Annotated in this window: 12 protein-coding genes; 8 read left to right on the plus strand and 4 right to left on the minus strand. The window is 74.1% G+C overall.

The genetic code is table 11. From position 1 onward, the window contains the following. Positions 1-111 precede the first annotated feature (111 nt). Positions 112-1,359, plus strand: a complete 1,248-nt coding sequence (locus ACYQ8Q_RS36380) for an aminotransferase class I/II-fold pyridoxal phosphate-dependent enzyme (protein ID WP_460070933.1) — start codon at positions 112-114, stop codon at positions 1,357-1,359. Next, positions 1,356-2,456: an MBL fold metallo-hydrolase gene (locus ACYQ8Q_RS36385; protein ID WP_460070934.1), complete on the plus strand. Its 1,101-nt coding sequence runs from the start codon at positions 1,356-1,358 to the stop codon at positions 2,454-2,456. The genes ACYQ8Q_RS36380 and ACYQ8Q_RS36385 overlap by 4 nt, the downstream gene beginning before the upstream one ends. Positions 2,457-2,475: 19 nt before the next feature. Here the strand turns inward: ACYQ8Q_RS36385 and ACYQ8Q_RS36390 are convergent, their stop codons facing one another. Together ACYQ8Q_RS36390 and ACYQ8Q_RS36395 are read right to left on the minus strand one after the other, a co-directional pair. Then, a complete protein-coding gene (locus ACYQ8Q_RS36390) occupies positions 2,476-3,102 on the minus strand; it encodes a DedA family protein (RefSeq protein WP_460070935.1) in 627 nt (208 codons plus the stop codon). Next, positions 3,099-3,872 (minus strand): MBL fold metallo-hydrolase, encoded by a 774-nt coding sequence (locus ACYQ8Q_RS36395; RefSeq protein ID WP_460070936.1) that lies wholly within the window; start codon positions 3,870-3,872, stop codon positions 3,099-3,101. Before ACYQ8Q_RS36395 ends, ACYQ8Q_RS36390 begins: the two co-directional genes overlap by 4 nt. Positions 3,873-3,957: 85 nt before the next feature. Between ACYQ8Q_RS36395 and ACYQ8Q_RS36400 the strand changes: the two genes are divergently transcribed. The 6 genes from ACYQ8Q_RS36400 to dnaK all read left to right on the plus strand — a co-directional run bounded on the left by ACYQ8Q_RS36400 (position 3,958) and on the right by dnaK (position 12,406). Further along, positions 3,958-4,359, plus strand: coding sequence for a hypothetical protein (locus tag ACYQ8Q_RS36400; protein ID WP_340374770.1), 402 nt, complete (start codon positions 3,958-3,960; stop codon positions 4,357-4,359). 118 nt (positions 4,360-4,477) lie between these two features. After that, positions 4,478-6,646: a phage holin family protein gene (locus ACYQ8Q_RS36405; protein WP_460070937.1), complete on the plus strand. Its 2,169-nt coding sequence runs from the start codon at positions 4,478-4,480 to the stop codon at positions 6,644-6,646. A gap of 76 nt (positions 6,647-6,722) precedes the next feature. After that, positions 6,723-7,784: an ATP-binding protein gene (locus ACYQ8Q_RS36410; RefSeq protein WP_460070938.1), complete on the plus strand. Its 1,062-nt coding sequence runs from the start codon at positions 6,723-6,725 to the stop codon at positions 7,782-7,784. 151 nt (positions 7,785-7,935) lie between these two features. Further along, positions 7,936-9,735 carry a vWA domain-containing protein gene (locus ACYQ8Q_RS36415; RefSeq protein WP_460070939.1) on the plus strand — a complete coding sequence of 600 codons (1,800 nt, stop codon included), beginning with the start codon at positions 7,936-7,938 and terminating at the stop codon, positions 9,733-9,735. 68 nt (positions 9,736-9,803) lie between these two features. Continuing rightward, the gene (locus ACYQ8Q_RS36420; RefSeq protein WP_460070940.1) at positions 9,804-10,229 is read left to right on the plus strand and encodes an OsmC family protein; all 426 of its coding nucleotides are present in this window, start codon (positions 9,804-9,806) and stop codon (positions 10,227-10,229) included. A gap of 272 nt (positions 10,230-10,501) precedes the next feature. Further along, positions 10,502-12,406: a molecular chaperone DnaK gene (gene dnaK / locus ACYQ8Q_RS36425; protein WP_460070941.1), complete on the plus strand. Its 1,905-nt coding sequence runs from the start codon at positions 10,502-10,504 to the stop codon at positions 12,404-12,406. A gap of 154 nt (positions 12,407-12,560) precedes the next feature. On the opposite strand, the gene ACYQ8Q_RS36430 is transcribed toward dnaK, so the two are convergent. Continuing rightward, a complete protein-coding gene (locus tag ACYQ8Q_RS36430; RefSeq protein ID WP_460070942.1) occupies positions 12,561-13,370 on the minus strand; it encodes an SAM-dependent methyltransferase in 810 nt (269 codons plus the stop codon). 67 nt (positions 13,371-13,437) lie between these two features. Next, complete coding sequence (locus tag ACYQ8Q_RS36435; protein WP_460070943.1) at positions 13,438-14,301, minus strand: helix-turn-helix domain-containing protein; 864 nt, start codon at positions 14,299-14,301, stop codon at positions 13,438-13,440. Positions 14,302-14,428 lie beyond the last annotated feature (127 nt).

The following is a 14,428-nucleotide window of genomic DNA, read 5'->3' on the forward strand; positions in this document are numbered from 1 at the left end:
ACCCGCCCCGTACGAGACGGCACGCACCACCGGCACCCCGGGCACCGCACCCCACGTGGCCCCGGCGGACGCCGGCACCCGGCACCAGGGACGGACTGCGCGGAGGACCCCATGCGGCGCACGGAACCGGAGGACCACGGACCCGTCCGCTACGGCCCCCCGCTCCCGCCCGACGGACTGCCCGTCCTGCCCGAACTCGCCGACGTCCTCGCCCGGGCCGCCACGCGCGCGTACGGCGAACCCGTCGGCGGCAGCCCCGAGCTGCTGGACGCCGCCCGCGGCCACCTGGAACGACGCGGCGCCCCCGCCGGGCACGGGCGGGTCGTCGCCGCGCCCGGAGCGCCCGCGCTGCTGGTCGCGCTGACCGCCGCGCTCGGCGGCGACGTCCTGGTGCCCCGGCCCTGCGCGGCCTGGTGGGCGCCGTACGCCCGCCTCCTCGGCCGGCCCGTCTTCCATGTGGCGACCCCCGCCGAGTGCGGCGGCGTACCGGACCCGTACGCCCTGCTGGAGACCGTGCGCCGAGTGCGCGCCGAGGGCGGGGAACCGCGGCTGCTGGTGCTGTCCCCCGCCGACGACCCCACCGCCACCGTCGCCCCGCCCGAGGTGCTCCACGAGGCCGTCGAGGCCGCCGCCGGGGAGGGCCTGCACCTGGTCAGCGACGAGACCTGGCGCGACACCCTGCACAGCCCGCACGACACCGTGCCGGTCGGCCCCGCCGAGATGCTGCCCGAGCGGGTCACCGTCGTCACCGACCTGGCCGGCGCGCTGCTGCCCGGCGGCTGGCCCGCCGCCGTCGCCCGGCTGCCCGCCTCGGCCGCCGGGGACGACCTGCACGCGCGCGTGCTCGACGTCCTCACCGCGCTCGACGCCCGCGTGGCCGCGCCTGTCGCCGCGGCCGCCGCGTACGCCCTGGCCGACCCCGAGGCGGTCACCGCGCGCGTGGCCGCCACCGTAGGGCTGCACGCGCGCGTGGCCCGCGCCCTGCACGCCACGGTCGTGGCCGCGGGAGCCCTCGCCCCGCCGCCGCAGGCCGGACGCCACCTGTACGCCGACCTCGGCCCCCTGCGGGAGGCGCTCGCCGCGCGCGGGGTGGGCGACGCCCAGGACCTGGAGGACTTCCTCACCGCCCGGCTCGGTATGCCCGCGCCCGGCGGCCACCGCTTCGGGGACGACCTCGGCGCGCTGCGCGTCCGCCTGTCCACCGGCCCCCTGCTGGGCGGCACGGACGCCGAGCGCGCGGAGTGCCTCACCTCGCCCACGCCGTTGGAACTGCCACACGTGCAACGCGCGTTGACGCTTCTGAGGTCGGTCTTCGACGATCTCCGTGACGACGCTCAGCGACGGGAGTCTCCTCGATGACGCAGCAGTCCGAGTCGCCCACCACCGCCGGACCCGTGCCCCGGCCGGACACCGACACCCTGGTCCCGCCCCCTTTTCCCCCGCTCGCCGAGCCCCGCCCGCCGGGCGAGCGGCGGGTGTGGCCGCGCTCCTTCCGCGACCGGCTGACCGCCCCGCTGCCCGGCCTCAAGGCCCTCGCCCGCTTCGCCCGCGAGGGCTCCGTACGCCCCGGCAGGGAAGGCCTCGCCGACGTCCCCCGGCTGCCCTTCGCCCCCGCTCCGCTGCCCCGCGCGGACGCCGGCACCCTCGCCGTCACCTGGGCGGGACACGCCAGCTGGGTGCTGCGCATCGGCGGACTCACCGTCCTCACCGACCCGGTCTGGTCCCGCCGGATCCTCGGCACCCCGGCCCGCATCACCCCCGTGGGCCTGCCCTGGGAGGACCTGCCGCCCGTCGACGCGGTCGTCATCAGCCACAACCACTACGACCACCTCGACGCCCCGACCCTGCGCCGACTGCCGCGCGACACCCCCGTGTTCGTGCCCGCCGGGCTCGGACGCTGGTTCCGGCGGCGCCGGTTCACGGCCGTGACCGAGCTGGACTGGTGGGAGGCGGCCGAACTGTCCGGCGTCCGCCTCGACTTCGTCCCCGCCCACCACTGGTCCAAGCGCACCCTGCTCGACACCTGCCGTTCCCTCTGGGGCGGCTGGGTGCTCACCGCCCCCGACGGACAGCGCCTGTACTTCGCCGGCGACACCGGCTACGGCCACTGGTTCTCCCTCATCGGCCGCCGCCACCCCGGCATCGACCTCGCCCTGCTGCCCATCGGCGCCTACGACCCCCGCTGGTGGCTCAGCGACGTCCACTGCGACCCCGAGGAGGCCGTCCGGGCCACCCTCGACCTCGGCGCCCGCCGTATGGCCCCCATGCACTGGGCGACCTTCGTCCTCTCCGCGGAACCGGTCCTGGAACCCCTGGAGCGGGTACGGGCCGCCTGGGCGAAGGAAGGCCTGGCCCACGACGACCTCTGGGACCTCCCCATCGGAGGCTCGCGGCTGCTGCAACCCCCTCAGGGGCGCGGGGAACTGCGCGACCGGCCACAACCGGCCCGCAGATGACCACGGGCTCCTCCCGGCTTCACCTGGCGGAGCGGAACCTCCGCCACACACTCGGCGCCGCGCCGACCAGAACGGTCAGCGCGACCGCCGTCACCACCCCCTGCCACGGCTCCGGGAACAGCGAACCCCCCAGAATCCCGATCAACTGATAAGTGAGCGCCCACGCCAGACAGGCCGGAAGGTTGCCCCGCGCGAACCGCCGCAGCGGCCAGTCCGCCATCAGACAGGCCAGCATCACCGGGATCCGGCCCGCCGGCACCAGCCGCGACAGCACCAGCACCGCCACATCGTGCTCGGCGAGCCGGGTCTGCGCCTGCTCCAGCCGCTGCTCCGGCGCCCGCGCACGGATCGCCTCCAGCCAGCGCGAGCCGTTCCTCGAACGCATCCCGCGCCGCCCCAGCCAGTACAGGGTCGCGTCCCCGAGGAACGCCGCCAGCGACGCCGTCACGAACACCAGCGCCAGCGAGAACGGCGCGGTCTGATGAAACGCCACCACCGCCGCCGAACTCACCAGCGCCCCCGTCGGCACCACCGGCACCAGGGCCCCGATCAGCACCAGCAGGAACAGCGACGGATAGCCGATCGCCTGCTGCGTGGACTCCGTCGGCACGACCGTCGTGGCGGCCGCGGCGAGCCACCACCTCACCGCACGACCTCGGGGCGCACGCTCTCGCCGTGTTCCAGCCGGTGCACCGTCACGCCCGGCGCACGCAGCGCCGCCAGGCGCACGAACTCCTCACCCGGCGCATGGAACTCATGGGGGCGCACGGCGTCCATCCCGATGGGCCAGTACGTGCCGTAGTGCACCGGCACCGCGCTCCCCGGCGCCAGCCGGGCCAGCGCCTCGGCCGCCCGGCCCGCGTCCAGATGCCCCTCGCCCAGGTACGGGCCCCAGCCGCCGACCGGCAGCAGCGCCACGTCGACCGGCCCGACCTCACGCGCCATGTCCTCGAACAGCCCGGTGTCCCCGGCGAAGTAGGTGCGCGCCTCGCCCTCGACGACGTACCCGAGCGCGGGGGAGCGGTGCCGGCCCACCGGCAGCCGCCGCCCGTCGTGCCGCGCGGGCACCGCCCGTATCCGCACCCCGCCCACCGAGGTCACCTCACCCGGCTCCACCTCGCTGACCTGGAGATGCGACAGCCGCCGCAGCGCCGGGACGGCGCGCGGCGCACCCCGGGGCACCAGCAGGCGCGTACCCGGCGCGAGGCGCGCCAGCGACGGCACATGGAGATGGTCGGCGTGCAGATGGGAGACGACCACCACGTCCGCCCGCCACGCGGCCGGCGGGGGGAGCACACCCCGGCGGCGGCGCAGATGCGCGAGCCGGCGCACGAACAAGGGGTCGGTCAGCACGCGCACGTTCGCATCCTCGACCGTACAGGTCGCGTGACCCCACCAGGTGATCTCCACCGGCACCCCCTTTGCCTCCTTCGCGCGACTCCCCCGAAGCCTACGGGCAGGAGTAGGGTCGGCGGCGAAACCCGGAGGTGAGGGGGACGCCATGGGACCGGTGCGGGTCACGGCGATCGCGAGTCTGACACCGCTCGAGGAACTGGACGCCGATCCCTTCCTGGTGGACTCCCGCAGCCAGCACGCGATGTGCGCGCGCTGGGCCGCCCAGCGCGGCTACACCGTCAGCCGCGAGCTGCTGGTGCGCGGACTGCGCGCCGACCACTGCGTGCTCTGGGACGGGGTGCGGCCCGGTGTCGACCTGTTCGTCGCGCCCAGCCGCCGGGTCCTGGAGAGCGCCCTGTCGGACGTCGAGGAGTTCACCGAGGAGTGCGCCCGCCGCGGGGTGCGCGTGGAGACCGTCGGCTACGCCGAACCCGCCTACGACGCCCAGATGAAGGCCCACGTCCACCGACGCCTGTCGATGCCGACGGCCGGCTACGACGGACGCTGAGGGCCGGGCGCGACGGACGGTGAGAACGCCGACCGGGCCGGTTGTCAGTCCCGTGTGACAGGGTGGACGGCGGCCCCTCCTCTCGGTGTCGGGGCCGGAAGGGGCGAGGTGACGGGGCGTGCACGGGGTGCGGTGGCGGCGGGCCGTCAGCCAGGCGGGGCGGAGCCTCGCCGTGTGGGCCGTCTCCACGCTGACGATGCTGGTGCTCGCGGGGATCCTGCCCGACTTCCGGCTCCAGTCCGCCGACGGCGACAGCGCCACCACCATCGCCGTCACCGCGGCCGTCGGCGCCGGCGTCTTCGGTCTCCTCTCCGCCCTGGTCTGGCCCCTCCTCGTCCGCCTCCTGCTCCTGGTGCCGGCGCTCGTCCTCGGCCTGCTGGTGTTCTTCCTCAACGGCTCCCTGCTGCTGATAGCGCTGCGGCTGACGCCCTCCGGACAGACCGAGGCCGCGCCCGAGACCGCCGTCATCGTCGCCGCCGTGATGTCCGCCGTCGCCTCCGCGACCGGCGGCGCCCTCGCCGTCCGCGACGACGACGCCTACCGCCGCCGCCTCTACCGCCTCGCCGACCGCCGCCGCCGGGGCGGCCCGCCCTGCGCCGCCACCCCGGGCACCGTGTTCCTCCAGCTCGACGGCGTCGGCCACGACGTGCTCTCCGCCGCCGTCGACAAGGGCCTGATGCCGACGATCGCCACCTGGCTCGGCCGCACCCCGGGCACCGCCCCGGCCTTCGCCGCCGACGGCACTCCGGGCACCGCGCCGGCCTCCGCCGCCGACGGCACCCCCTGCCGGGGCACCCGCCCCACCGCCCTCCCCACCCACCGCCTCACCCCCTGGCACACCGACTGGTCCAGCCAGACCGGCGCCAGCCAGCTCGGCATCCTGCACGGCAGCAACCACGACGTGCCCGCCTTCCGCTGGTACGAGAAGGACAGCCGGGAGGTGATGGTCTGCAACCGCCCCACCAGCGCCGCCGAACTCCAGCGCCGCGCCGTCGAGCGCACCGGCGACGGCGGACTGCTCACCCTGGACGGCGCCAGCCGCGGCAACCTCTTCGGCGGCGGCGCCGACGAACAGGCCCTCGTGCTGTCCATCGCCACCCGCCGCAGAGGCCGCGACACCCGCTCCCGCGCCGGCTACTTCGCCTACTTCTCCGACCCCGCCAACGCCGTGCGCACCGCCCTGTCCTTCGTCGCCGAGGTGGTCCGCGAGATCGCCCAGTCCACCCGCGCCCGGCTGCGGGGGGAGCGCCCGCGCGTGAGCCGCGGCGGCCTGTACCCGTTCGTCCGCGCCTTCGCCACCGTCGTGGAACGCGACGTCGTCGTGGCCGCCGTCATGGGCGACCTGCTGGCCGGCCGCACCGCCGTCTACGCCGACCTGGTCGCCTACGACGAGGTCGCCCACCACTCCGGCCCGCTCGGCCGGGACACCGGCCAGGTCCTCGGCCGCCTCGACCGTGCCCTCGCCCTGATCGAGAAGGCCGCCGAGCACGCCCCCCGCCCCTACCGGATCGTCGTCCTGTCCGACCACGGCCAGAGCCCCGGCGAGACCTTCCGCGCCCGCTACGGCCTCACCCTCGGCGACCTGGTGCGCGCCGGCAGCGGCCTGCCCGTGCCGCGCCGCGCCGAGAGGACGCACAGCGGCGCCGAGGCCCGCGCGGCCGTCCGCGCCGCGCTGCGCCGGCCCGTCGAGGAGAGCGGCGAACGGCACCGCCCGGCCGGCCGCCGCTCCGAGCCGATCGTCCTCGCCTCCGGGAACCTCGCCCTGATCTCCTTCCCCGACGTCCCGCACCGGATGACCAAGGAGGAGATCGACGCCCGTCACCCCGCCCTGCTGTCCACCCTCGCCAACCACCCCGGCATCGGCTTCCTCCTCGTCCGCAGCGAGGAGCACGGCGGGGTCGTCCTCGGCGCCCACGGCGCCGAGACCCCCCTGGACCGGCTCGACGACGACCCCGGCCCGCTGGCCCCGTTCGGGCCCGGCGCCGCCGACGCCGTGCGCCGCACCCACTCCTTCCCGCACACCGCCGACATCATGGTCAACTCCTGCCACGACCCGGCCGACGGCGAGGTCCTCGCCTTCGAGGAGCAGATCGGCTCCCACGGCGGCCTCGGCGGCGCCCAGTCCAGACCCTTCCTGCTGTCCCCGCTCGCCCTGTCCGCCCCCGTCGACGACGGCGGGATCCTCACCGGCGCCGAACACGTCCACCGCGTCCTGCGCCGCTGGCTGCGCGAGTCCGACGGACCCCAGATACCGCTGGAGCCGGCCCCGGAGGAACGGGCCGCCTGAAAATCGGCTGCGCCGCCACGGCCGTACACCCACACTGGCCGTGTCGCCCTCCCCCCAGCCCCAAGGAGCAGCAGCGTTGCAGGCTGCCGTCACCGTCACGCCCTCCCGCATCCCCGACCTCCTTCTCGGTCTCGCCACCGTGCGGCCCGTCTTCCTCTGGGGCGCCCCCGGCATCGGCAAGTCCTCCCTGGTCCGGGAGTTCGCCCAGTCGCTGGGACTGGAGTGCGTGAGCCTGCTCGGCACGCAGCTCGCGCCGGAGGACCTGATCGGCGTGCCCCAGATCCGCGAGGGACGCTCGGTGTTCTGCCCGCCGGAGGCGATCGCCCGCGACGAGCCGTACTGCCTGTTCCTGGACGAGCTGAACGCGGCCGGCCCGGACGTGCAGAAGGCGTTCTACTCGCTGATCCTGGACCGCCGTATCGGCACCTACGAACTCCCCAAGGGCTCGATCGTCATCGGCGCCGGCAACCGCGCCACCGACAACGCGCTCGCCCGGCCCATCGCCTCCGCGCTCGTCAACCGCCTCACCCACGTCCACCTGGAGGCCTCCCCGAGGGACTGGCTGGCCTGGGCGGCCGCCCACGGCATCCACCCCTGGATCCTCGACCACCTCACCGACCGGCCCGACCACCTGTGGTCCAAGCCGCCGAAGACCGAGGAGCCCTTCTCCACGCCCCGCTCCTGGCACATGCTCTCCGACGCGCTGCACTCCTTCGGCCGTGACCTCGACGAGGACACCCTCAAGGTCCTCGCGCACGGCACGCTCACCCCCGCGCACGCCACCGCCTTCTGCGGCTACGTCAAGATCGTCCGCAGCCGGTACGGCATCGAGGCCGTCCTGCGGGGCGACGCGCCCTGGCCGCACCGCGTCGAGGACCGCGACCTGCTCTACTACCTCGCCGACTCCTTCCGCGGCCGGCTGATCAAGGAACTCCCCGCCGTCAAGGAGCACATGCCGGCGAACGGCCGGCAGACCGCGTACCGCGCCAAGTCGCTCCTCGTGCAGCTCGCCGAGATCTCCGTCGAGGTCGCCCAGACCGTCATCGCCTCCGACCCCGACGGCAACCCCGTCCTGCCGGCCTGGTTCCTGGTGGAGGCGGCCCGTGACATGCCCCGGCTGGTGGAGGCACGGCGATGACGCGGGCGGACCGGGCGGACCAGGTGGACCGGGTGAAACAGGTGAACGGGGTGAACCGGCGGGGACGCGGCCGGGAGCGGGATGCGGGCACGGCGACGAGCGGAGCCACCCCGCAGACGGGCACGGCGCCGGAGCGGACGCGGGAGGGGCGATGAGCAAGGGCGGGCGGGGGAGGAAGAAGCGGGACCTGGCGGCGGAGGCGTTCACGGAGGGGCTGCGGCTGATGCACGCCAACCCGGCCCTCGACGCCGTCGCCTTCGACGTGTGCCGCGAGGAGGACTGCGAACTGGCGCCCCGCGACGGCCTCGTCCGGGTCGACTCCGAAGGCACCGCCCACGCCCACCCGGCCCGCATCGCCGACCCCGCCGTCTGGGCCTGGTCCCTCGCCCACGCCGCCCTCCACCTCGGCTTCGGCCACCTCCCGGCGGCCGAGGGCGCCCGCGTCCAGCCCGACCGGTACGACATCGCCGCCCGCTGCACCGTCGTCAACCGCTTCCTGCTCACCTTCCCCGTAGGCAGACCCCCCGAGGACCGGCCGCTCACCTACCCCGACGGCGACGAGGAGCAGCTCGCCGCCCGCTGGCGCCGCGACGGCCTCCCCACCGCCTACCAGCACTGCGGCACCGCGGGCCCGGACCCCGACCAGCTGCTGCTGCCCTGGGACACCCGGTGGCGCGGCCGGCCCCCCGACCGGCAGCTCGCCTTCGCCACCGCCCTCACCCGGACCGTATCCGCCGCCATGGACATGGCCGGCGGCCGGCGCGCCTCCCTCGACGACGACCTGGACCCCGCGCGCCCCTGGGAACGGGCCCTGAGCTGGTTCATCTCCTCCTACCCGCTCCTCGGCGGCATCGCCGCAGGCATCACACTCGTCCCCGACGCCGAGCTCGCCCGCGCCCACGGCATCCGGATCGCCGCCGTCGACGCCGAGGCCGGCGAGATCTACCTCAACCCCCTGCACCACCTCGAGGACGACGAATGGCGCTTCGTCCTCGCCCACGAGATGCTGCACGCCGCCCTGCGCCACGGCGACCGCTGCGGCACCCGCGACCCCTACCTCTTCAACGTCGCCTGCGACTACGTCATCAACGGCTGGCTGCGCGAGATGCAGATCGGCACCATGCCCGAGGGACTGCTGTACGACCCCTCGCTCGCCGGTCTGTCCGCCGAGGAGGTCTACGACCGCATCGCCGGCGACCTGCGCCGCCTGCGCCGGCTGTCCACCCTGCGCGGCAAGGGCGTCGGCGACGTCCTCGGCGGCCCCCTCGGCCCGCCCCGCGACTGCGTCGACCTCGACGGCTTCTACCGGCGCGGCCTCGCCCACGGCCTCGACCTGCACCAACGCGAGGAACGCGGGCTGCTCCCCGGCGCTCTCGTCGAGGAGATCCGCGCCCTCAGCCACCCTCCGCTGCCCTGGGACGCCCGCCTCGCCCGCTGGTTCGACGAGTTCGTCCCCCGCCCCGAGCCCGTCCGGTCGTACGCCCGCCCCGCCCGCCGCCAGGCCTCCACCCCCGACATCCCGCGCGCCGGCCGCCATTTCCCGCCCGAGGAGGTGCCCCGCTGCACCTTCGGCGTCGTCCTGGACACCTCCGGCTCCATGAACACCTCCCTCCTCGGCAAGGCCCTCGGCGCCATCGCCTCCTACGCCGAGGCCCGCGACGTACCCGCCGCCCGCGTCGTCTTCTGCGACGCCGTCCCGCACGACGCCGGCTATCTCCCCGTCACCGAGATCGCCGACCGGGTCAGGGTCCGCGGCCGCGGCGGTACGGTCCTGCAGCCCGGCATCGACCTGCTGCACCGCGCCGACGACTTCCCGCGCGACGCTCCCGTGCTGGTCATCACCGACGGCTGGTGCGACGTCCTGCGCGTCCGGCGCGAACACGCCTACCTGATCCCGCAGGGCGGCCGGCTGCCGTTCACGGCTCAGGGGCCGGTGTTCCGGGTGCGCTGAGCCAGAGTGTGATCGGATGGGGCCCACGGAAACCCGTCCGACGGGAAACCCACGCGAAAGGAACAACCGTGGCCACCACGCGCTCCGCTCACACCGTCTGGGAAGGCAACCTGCTCGAGGGCAACGGCGTCGTCACCTTCGACTCCTCCGGCATCGGTCAGCAGCCGGTGTCGTGGCCGTCGCGCGCCGAGAAGGCGAACGGCAGGACCAGCCCCGAGGAGCTGATCGCCGCCGCCCACTCCAGCTGCTTCTCCATGGCCCTGTCGCACGGGCTGGCGGGCGCGGGCACCCCGCCCACCAAGCTCGTCACCTCGGCCGATGTCACCTTCCAGCCGGGTGAGGGCATCACCGGCATCCACCTCACCGTCGAGGGCACGGTCCCCGGCATCGACGACGACGCCTTCGTCGCCGCCGCCGAGGACGCCAAGAAGAACTGCCCCGTCAGCCAGGCCCTCACCGGCACCACGATCACCCTGTCGGCCAAGCTCGCCTGACCGACACCCCCACCCCGCCACCGGCCGGCCCGCACCCCGCGTGCCGGCCGGTGCCGTACACCCGCTCGCAGGCGCGGTGCGGCCGACCCGCGCACGGGCTGGTGCGGCCCGCTCACGCTGCGGGTCCACCTCCCGCGCGGGCCGCCCGTACGACGGCCCCGCCGGGGAATCCGCCCGGGGTGTGCCCCGGGCGCCCCATTGACAGAATCCCGCGCACGATTTGTGCTGGAAGTCCGGTGGCACGGGTGGCTCCCTGGCGGAAGGGGACGGCGATGGGACGTCCGGTCGGCATCGATCTCGGCACCACGAACTCGGTGGTGGCCGTCCTGGAGGGCGGCGACCCCACGGTCATCGCCAACGCGGAGGGCGCACGGACCACCCCGTCCGTCGTGGCCTTCGCCAAGAACGGCGAGGTGCTCGTCGGCGAGGTCGCCAAACGGCAGGCCGTCACCAACGTCGACCGCACCGCCCGCTCGGTCAAGCGCCACATGGGCGACGTGCACTGGCGCTTCCCCGAACAGGGCGACGTGGACGGCACCCGCTACCGCGCCCAGGAACTCTCCGCCCGTGTCCTGCAGAAACTGAAGCGGGACGCCGAGGCCTACCTCGGCGAGGACGTCACCGACGCCGTGATCACCGTCCCCGCCTACTTCGACGACTCCCAGCGGCAGGCCACCAAGGAAGCCGGGGAGATCGCCGGTCTGAAGGTGCTGCGGATCATCAACGAGCCGACCGCCGCCGCCCTCGCCTACGGACTCGACCGCAGCCAGGAACAGACGGTCCTCGTCTTCGACCTCGGCGGCGGCACCTTCGACGTCTCGCTCCTGGAGATCGGCGACGGCGTCATCGAGGTCAAGGCCACCAACGGCGACACCCTGCTCGGCGGCGACGACTGGGACCAGCGGGTCGTCGAGCACCTCGTGAAGAAGTTCAAGGGCCAGTACGGCATCGACCTCGGCAACGACAAGATGGCGGTGCAACGGCTGCGCGAGGGAGCCGAGAAGGCGAAGATCGAACTGTCCTCGTCCTCCGAGACCACCATCAACCTCCCCTACATCACCGCCTCCGCCGAAGGCCCCCTGCACCTCGACGAGAAACTGACCCGCGCTCAGTTCCAGGAGCTCACCGCCGACTTGCTCGACCGCTGCCGCACGCCCTTCCACCAGGCGGTCAAGGACGCCAAGGTCAAGCTGTCCGCGATCGACCACGTCATCCTCGTCGGCGGCTCCACCCGGATGCCCGCGGTCACCGATCTGGTACGGGAGCTGACCGGCAAGGACCCGCACAAGGGCGTCAACCCCGACGAGGTCGTCGCCGTCGGCGCCGCCCTCCAGGCGGGCGTGATCCGCGGTGACGTCAAGGACGTCCTCCTCCTCGACGTCACCCCGCTGTCCCTCGGCATCGAGACCAAGGGCGGCATCATGACCAAGCTCATCGAACGCAACACCACGATCCCCACCCGCCGTTCGGAGATCTTCACCACCGCCGCCGACAACCAGCCCTCCGTCGGCATCCAGGTCTACCAGGGCGAACGCGAGATCGCCGCCTACAACAAGAAGCTCGGCGTCTTCGACCTCACCGGTCTGCCGCCCGCCCCGCGCGGGGTCCCGCAGATCGAGGTCGCCTTCGACATCGACGCCAACGGGATCATGCACGTCTCCGCCAAGGACCTCGCCACCGGCCGCGAACAGAAGATGACCGTCACCGGCGGCTCGGCGCTCCCCAAGGACGACATCGACCGCATGATGCGCGAGGCCGAGCAGTACGCCGACGAGGACCGCGCCCGCCGCGAGGCCGCCGAGACCCGCAACCAGGCCGAGCAACTCGTCTACCAGACCGAGAAGTTCCTCCGCGAGAACGAGGAACGGGTACCCGCCGAGACCAGGGAGGAGGTGTCCTCGGCGGTCACCGAGCTGAAGGGCCTGCTGGAGCAGCAGGCCGACACCGCCGCTCTGCGGACCGGCCTCGACAAACTGGCCGGCGTCAGCCAGAAGATGGGCCAGGCGATGTACGCCCAGGCCCAGCAGCAGCCGACCGCCACCCCCACGGGCGACCACGACACCGACCACGACACCGACCGCGGCCGCCGGGACACCGGCCGGACGGCGGACGACGACGAGACGGTCGTCGACGCGGAGATCGTCGACGACGACACCGACCAGGCCAGGGGAGCCTGACGCGGCAGCGGCAGCGGCAGCCGCAGCCGCAGTGGCAGCCGAAGCCGCAGCCGCAGTGGCAGCGGACGTGGGTGGCGTGTGACGCCGCAGCCGACGCGGAGGCGCTGCCCGGGACACCCGGGCGCGCCCGCCGCGCGCCCCCCGCCTCCCTCGCTCACGCCTTGCGGGCGACCCCCGCGTACACCGGCACGATGCCCTCCGCCTGCGCCGCCACGTCCTCCGGCTCCGGCCGCCAGCCCGAGACCGGGATCAGACCGGGGCCGAGCAGTTCCAGCCCCTCGAAGAACCGCGCGAACTCGGGGAGGGAGCGCGGGAAGAACGGCGTGCCGCTGCGCCGGAAGTGGTTCGCCGCGTTCTCCATGGCCTCGGGGCTGAGGTCCGGGGTCACCTGCGAGAGGATCAGCCAGCTGCCCGGCGCGAGCCGCGCGACGTACTCCCGTACGAGGTCGTAGGCCCCGTCGTCGAGGTAGTGCGTCAGCGCCACCAGGGACAGCGCCACCGGCTGTTCGAGGTCGAGGGACTGCGCGGCCCGCTCCAGCAGCGCCGCGAGGTCACGGACGTCGGCGTGCACGTACTCGGTGGAGCCCTCCGCGGTGCCGTGCAGCAGCGCCTCGGCGTGCCGCAGCACGATCGGGTCGTTGTCCGCGTACACCACCCGCGCCTCCGGCGCCACGCCCTGGGCGACCTGGTGCAGGTTCGGCTCGGTGGGGATGCCCGTGCCGATGTCCAGGAACTGCCGGATCCCCGCCTCGGCGGCCGCCCGCACGGCCCGCTGCATGAAACGCCGGTTGCCGCGCGCCCCGCGCAGCACCGTGCCGTCCACGGCGAGGATCTTCCGGGCCAGCTCCTCGTCCACCGGGTAGTTGTCCTTGCCGCCCAGCCACCAGTCGTAGACGCGCGCCGGATGCGGCCTGCTGGTGTCGATACGGACGGGTGCCTTCCGGTCCTCGGATCCGGTCGTCATACGGGCTCTTCTCCTCGCGAGTGGGGCGGACAGGGCGGACAAGGGGGGCAGGGCGGTCAGATGGTGCTCAGAGGGTCTCGCGGAGGTCCTCCAGGAGCCCGCGGGTCTCCTGGGCGGACGCGGCGTGCGTCGTCAGATGGTCCAGGACCTCCAGATGCGCGGAGACCTCCTTGCGCGAGTCGAGATACAGGGCGCCCGTCAGATACTCGGTGACGACCATGTCGGGCAGCTCGGGCTCGGCGAAACGGAACAGCGAGAAGGGCGCGGCCGTCCCCGGATGCGGGCCGTCGGCGAACTCGGCGATCTGCAGGGTGATCCGGTCCCGCTCCGTCAACTCCAGCAGTTTGTCGAGCTGTTCGCGCATGACGGAAGGGTCCTCGCACACCGGCCGGCGCAGCACCGTCTCGTCCAGCACCGCCCACAGATGCGGGGGGTTCAAACCCTCCAACAGCCGCTGCCGCGCCATCCGCAGCGACACATGCCGTTCGATCGCGTCCGGGGTCGTCCGCCCGACCGTGCCGGCCTCCAGCACGGCACGGGCGTACCGCTCCGTCTGCAACAGCCCCGGCACGAAGTGCGGTTCGTAGCTGCGGATCAGCCGGGCCGCGCCCTCCAGGCTGACGTAGAGACTGAACCACTCCGGCAGCACGTCGTGGAAGCGCTGCCACCAGCCGGGGAGGTTCGCGTCCTCGGCGAGCCGGACGAACGCCGCGGCCTCGCCCTCGGAGACGCCGTACGCCTCCAGCAGCACCTGCACGTACGGGATCTTCAGCGCGACCTCGGCCGTCTCCATGCGCCGTACGGTCGCCGGAGCCACCCGCAGCGCGCGGGCAGCCTCCTCACGGCCGATACCGGCCGCCTCGCGCAGCTCCTGAAGCCGTCTGCCGAGCACCACCTGGCCCACCGTAGGCGCGGGCCGCCGTTCACTCACGCCACGTCTCCCCTACGTGTCGAGGCACGCGGGTCAGTGTGTCATGTTCCGGCCGCAGTCTCACCGGTACGGCGATGATGTCCTCGCCACGCGTGACACCAGAGGTACGTGGGGTGGGCGGGGCATG

It is taken from the genome of Streptomyces sp. YKOK-I1, from assembly GCF_054660435.1.

Excerpts from the sequence above, each read along its gene's own strand:
- ACYQ8Q_RS36380 (WP_460070933.1), top strand. The coding sequence starts at position 112 with ATGCGGCGCACGGAACCGGAGGACCACGGACCCGTCCGCTACGGCCCC.
- ACYQ8Q_RS36385 (WP_460070934.1), top strand. The coding sequence starts at position 1,356 with ATGACGCAGCAGTCCGAGTCGCCCACCACCGCCGGACCCGTGCCCCGG.
- ACYQ8Q_RS36400 (WP_340374770.1), top strand. The coding sequence starts at position 3,958 with ATGGGACCGGTGCGGGTCACGGCGATCGCGAGTCTGACACCGCTCGAG.
- ACYQ8Q_RS36415 (WP_460070939.1), top strand. The coding sequence starts at position 7,936 with ATGAGCAAGGGCGGGCGGGGGAGGAAGAAGCGGGACCTGGCGGCGGAG.
- dnaK (WP_460070941.1), top strand. The coding sequence starts at position 10,502 with ATGGGACGTCCGGTCGGCATCGATCTCGGCACCACGAACTCGGTGGTG.
- ACYQ8Q_RS36430 (WP_460070942.1), bottom strand. The coding sequence starts at position 13,370 with ATGACGACCGGATCCGAGGACCGGAAGGCACCCGTCCGTATCGACACC.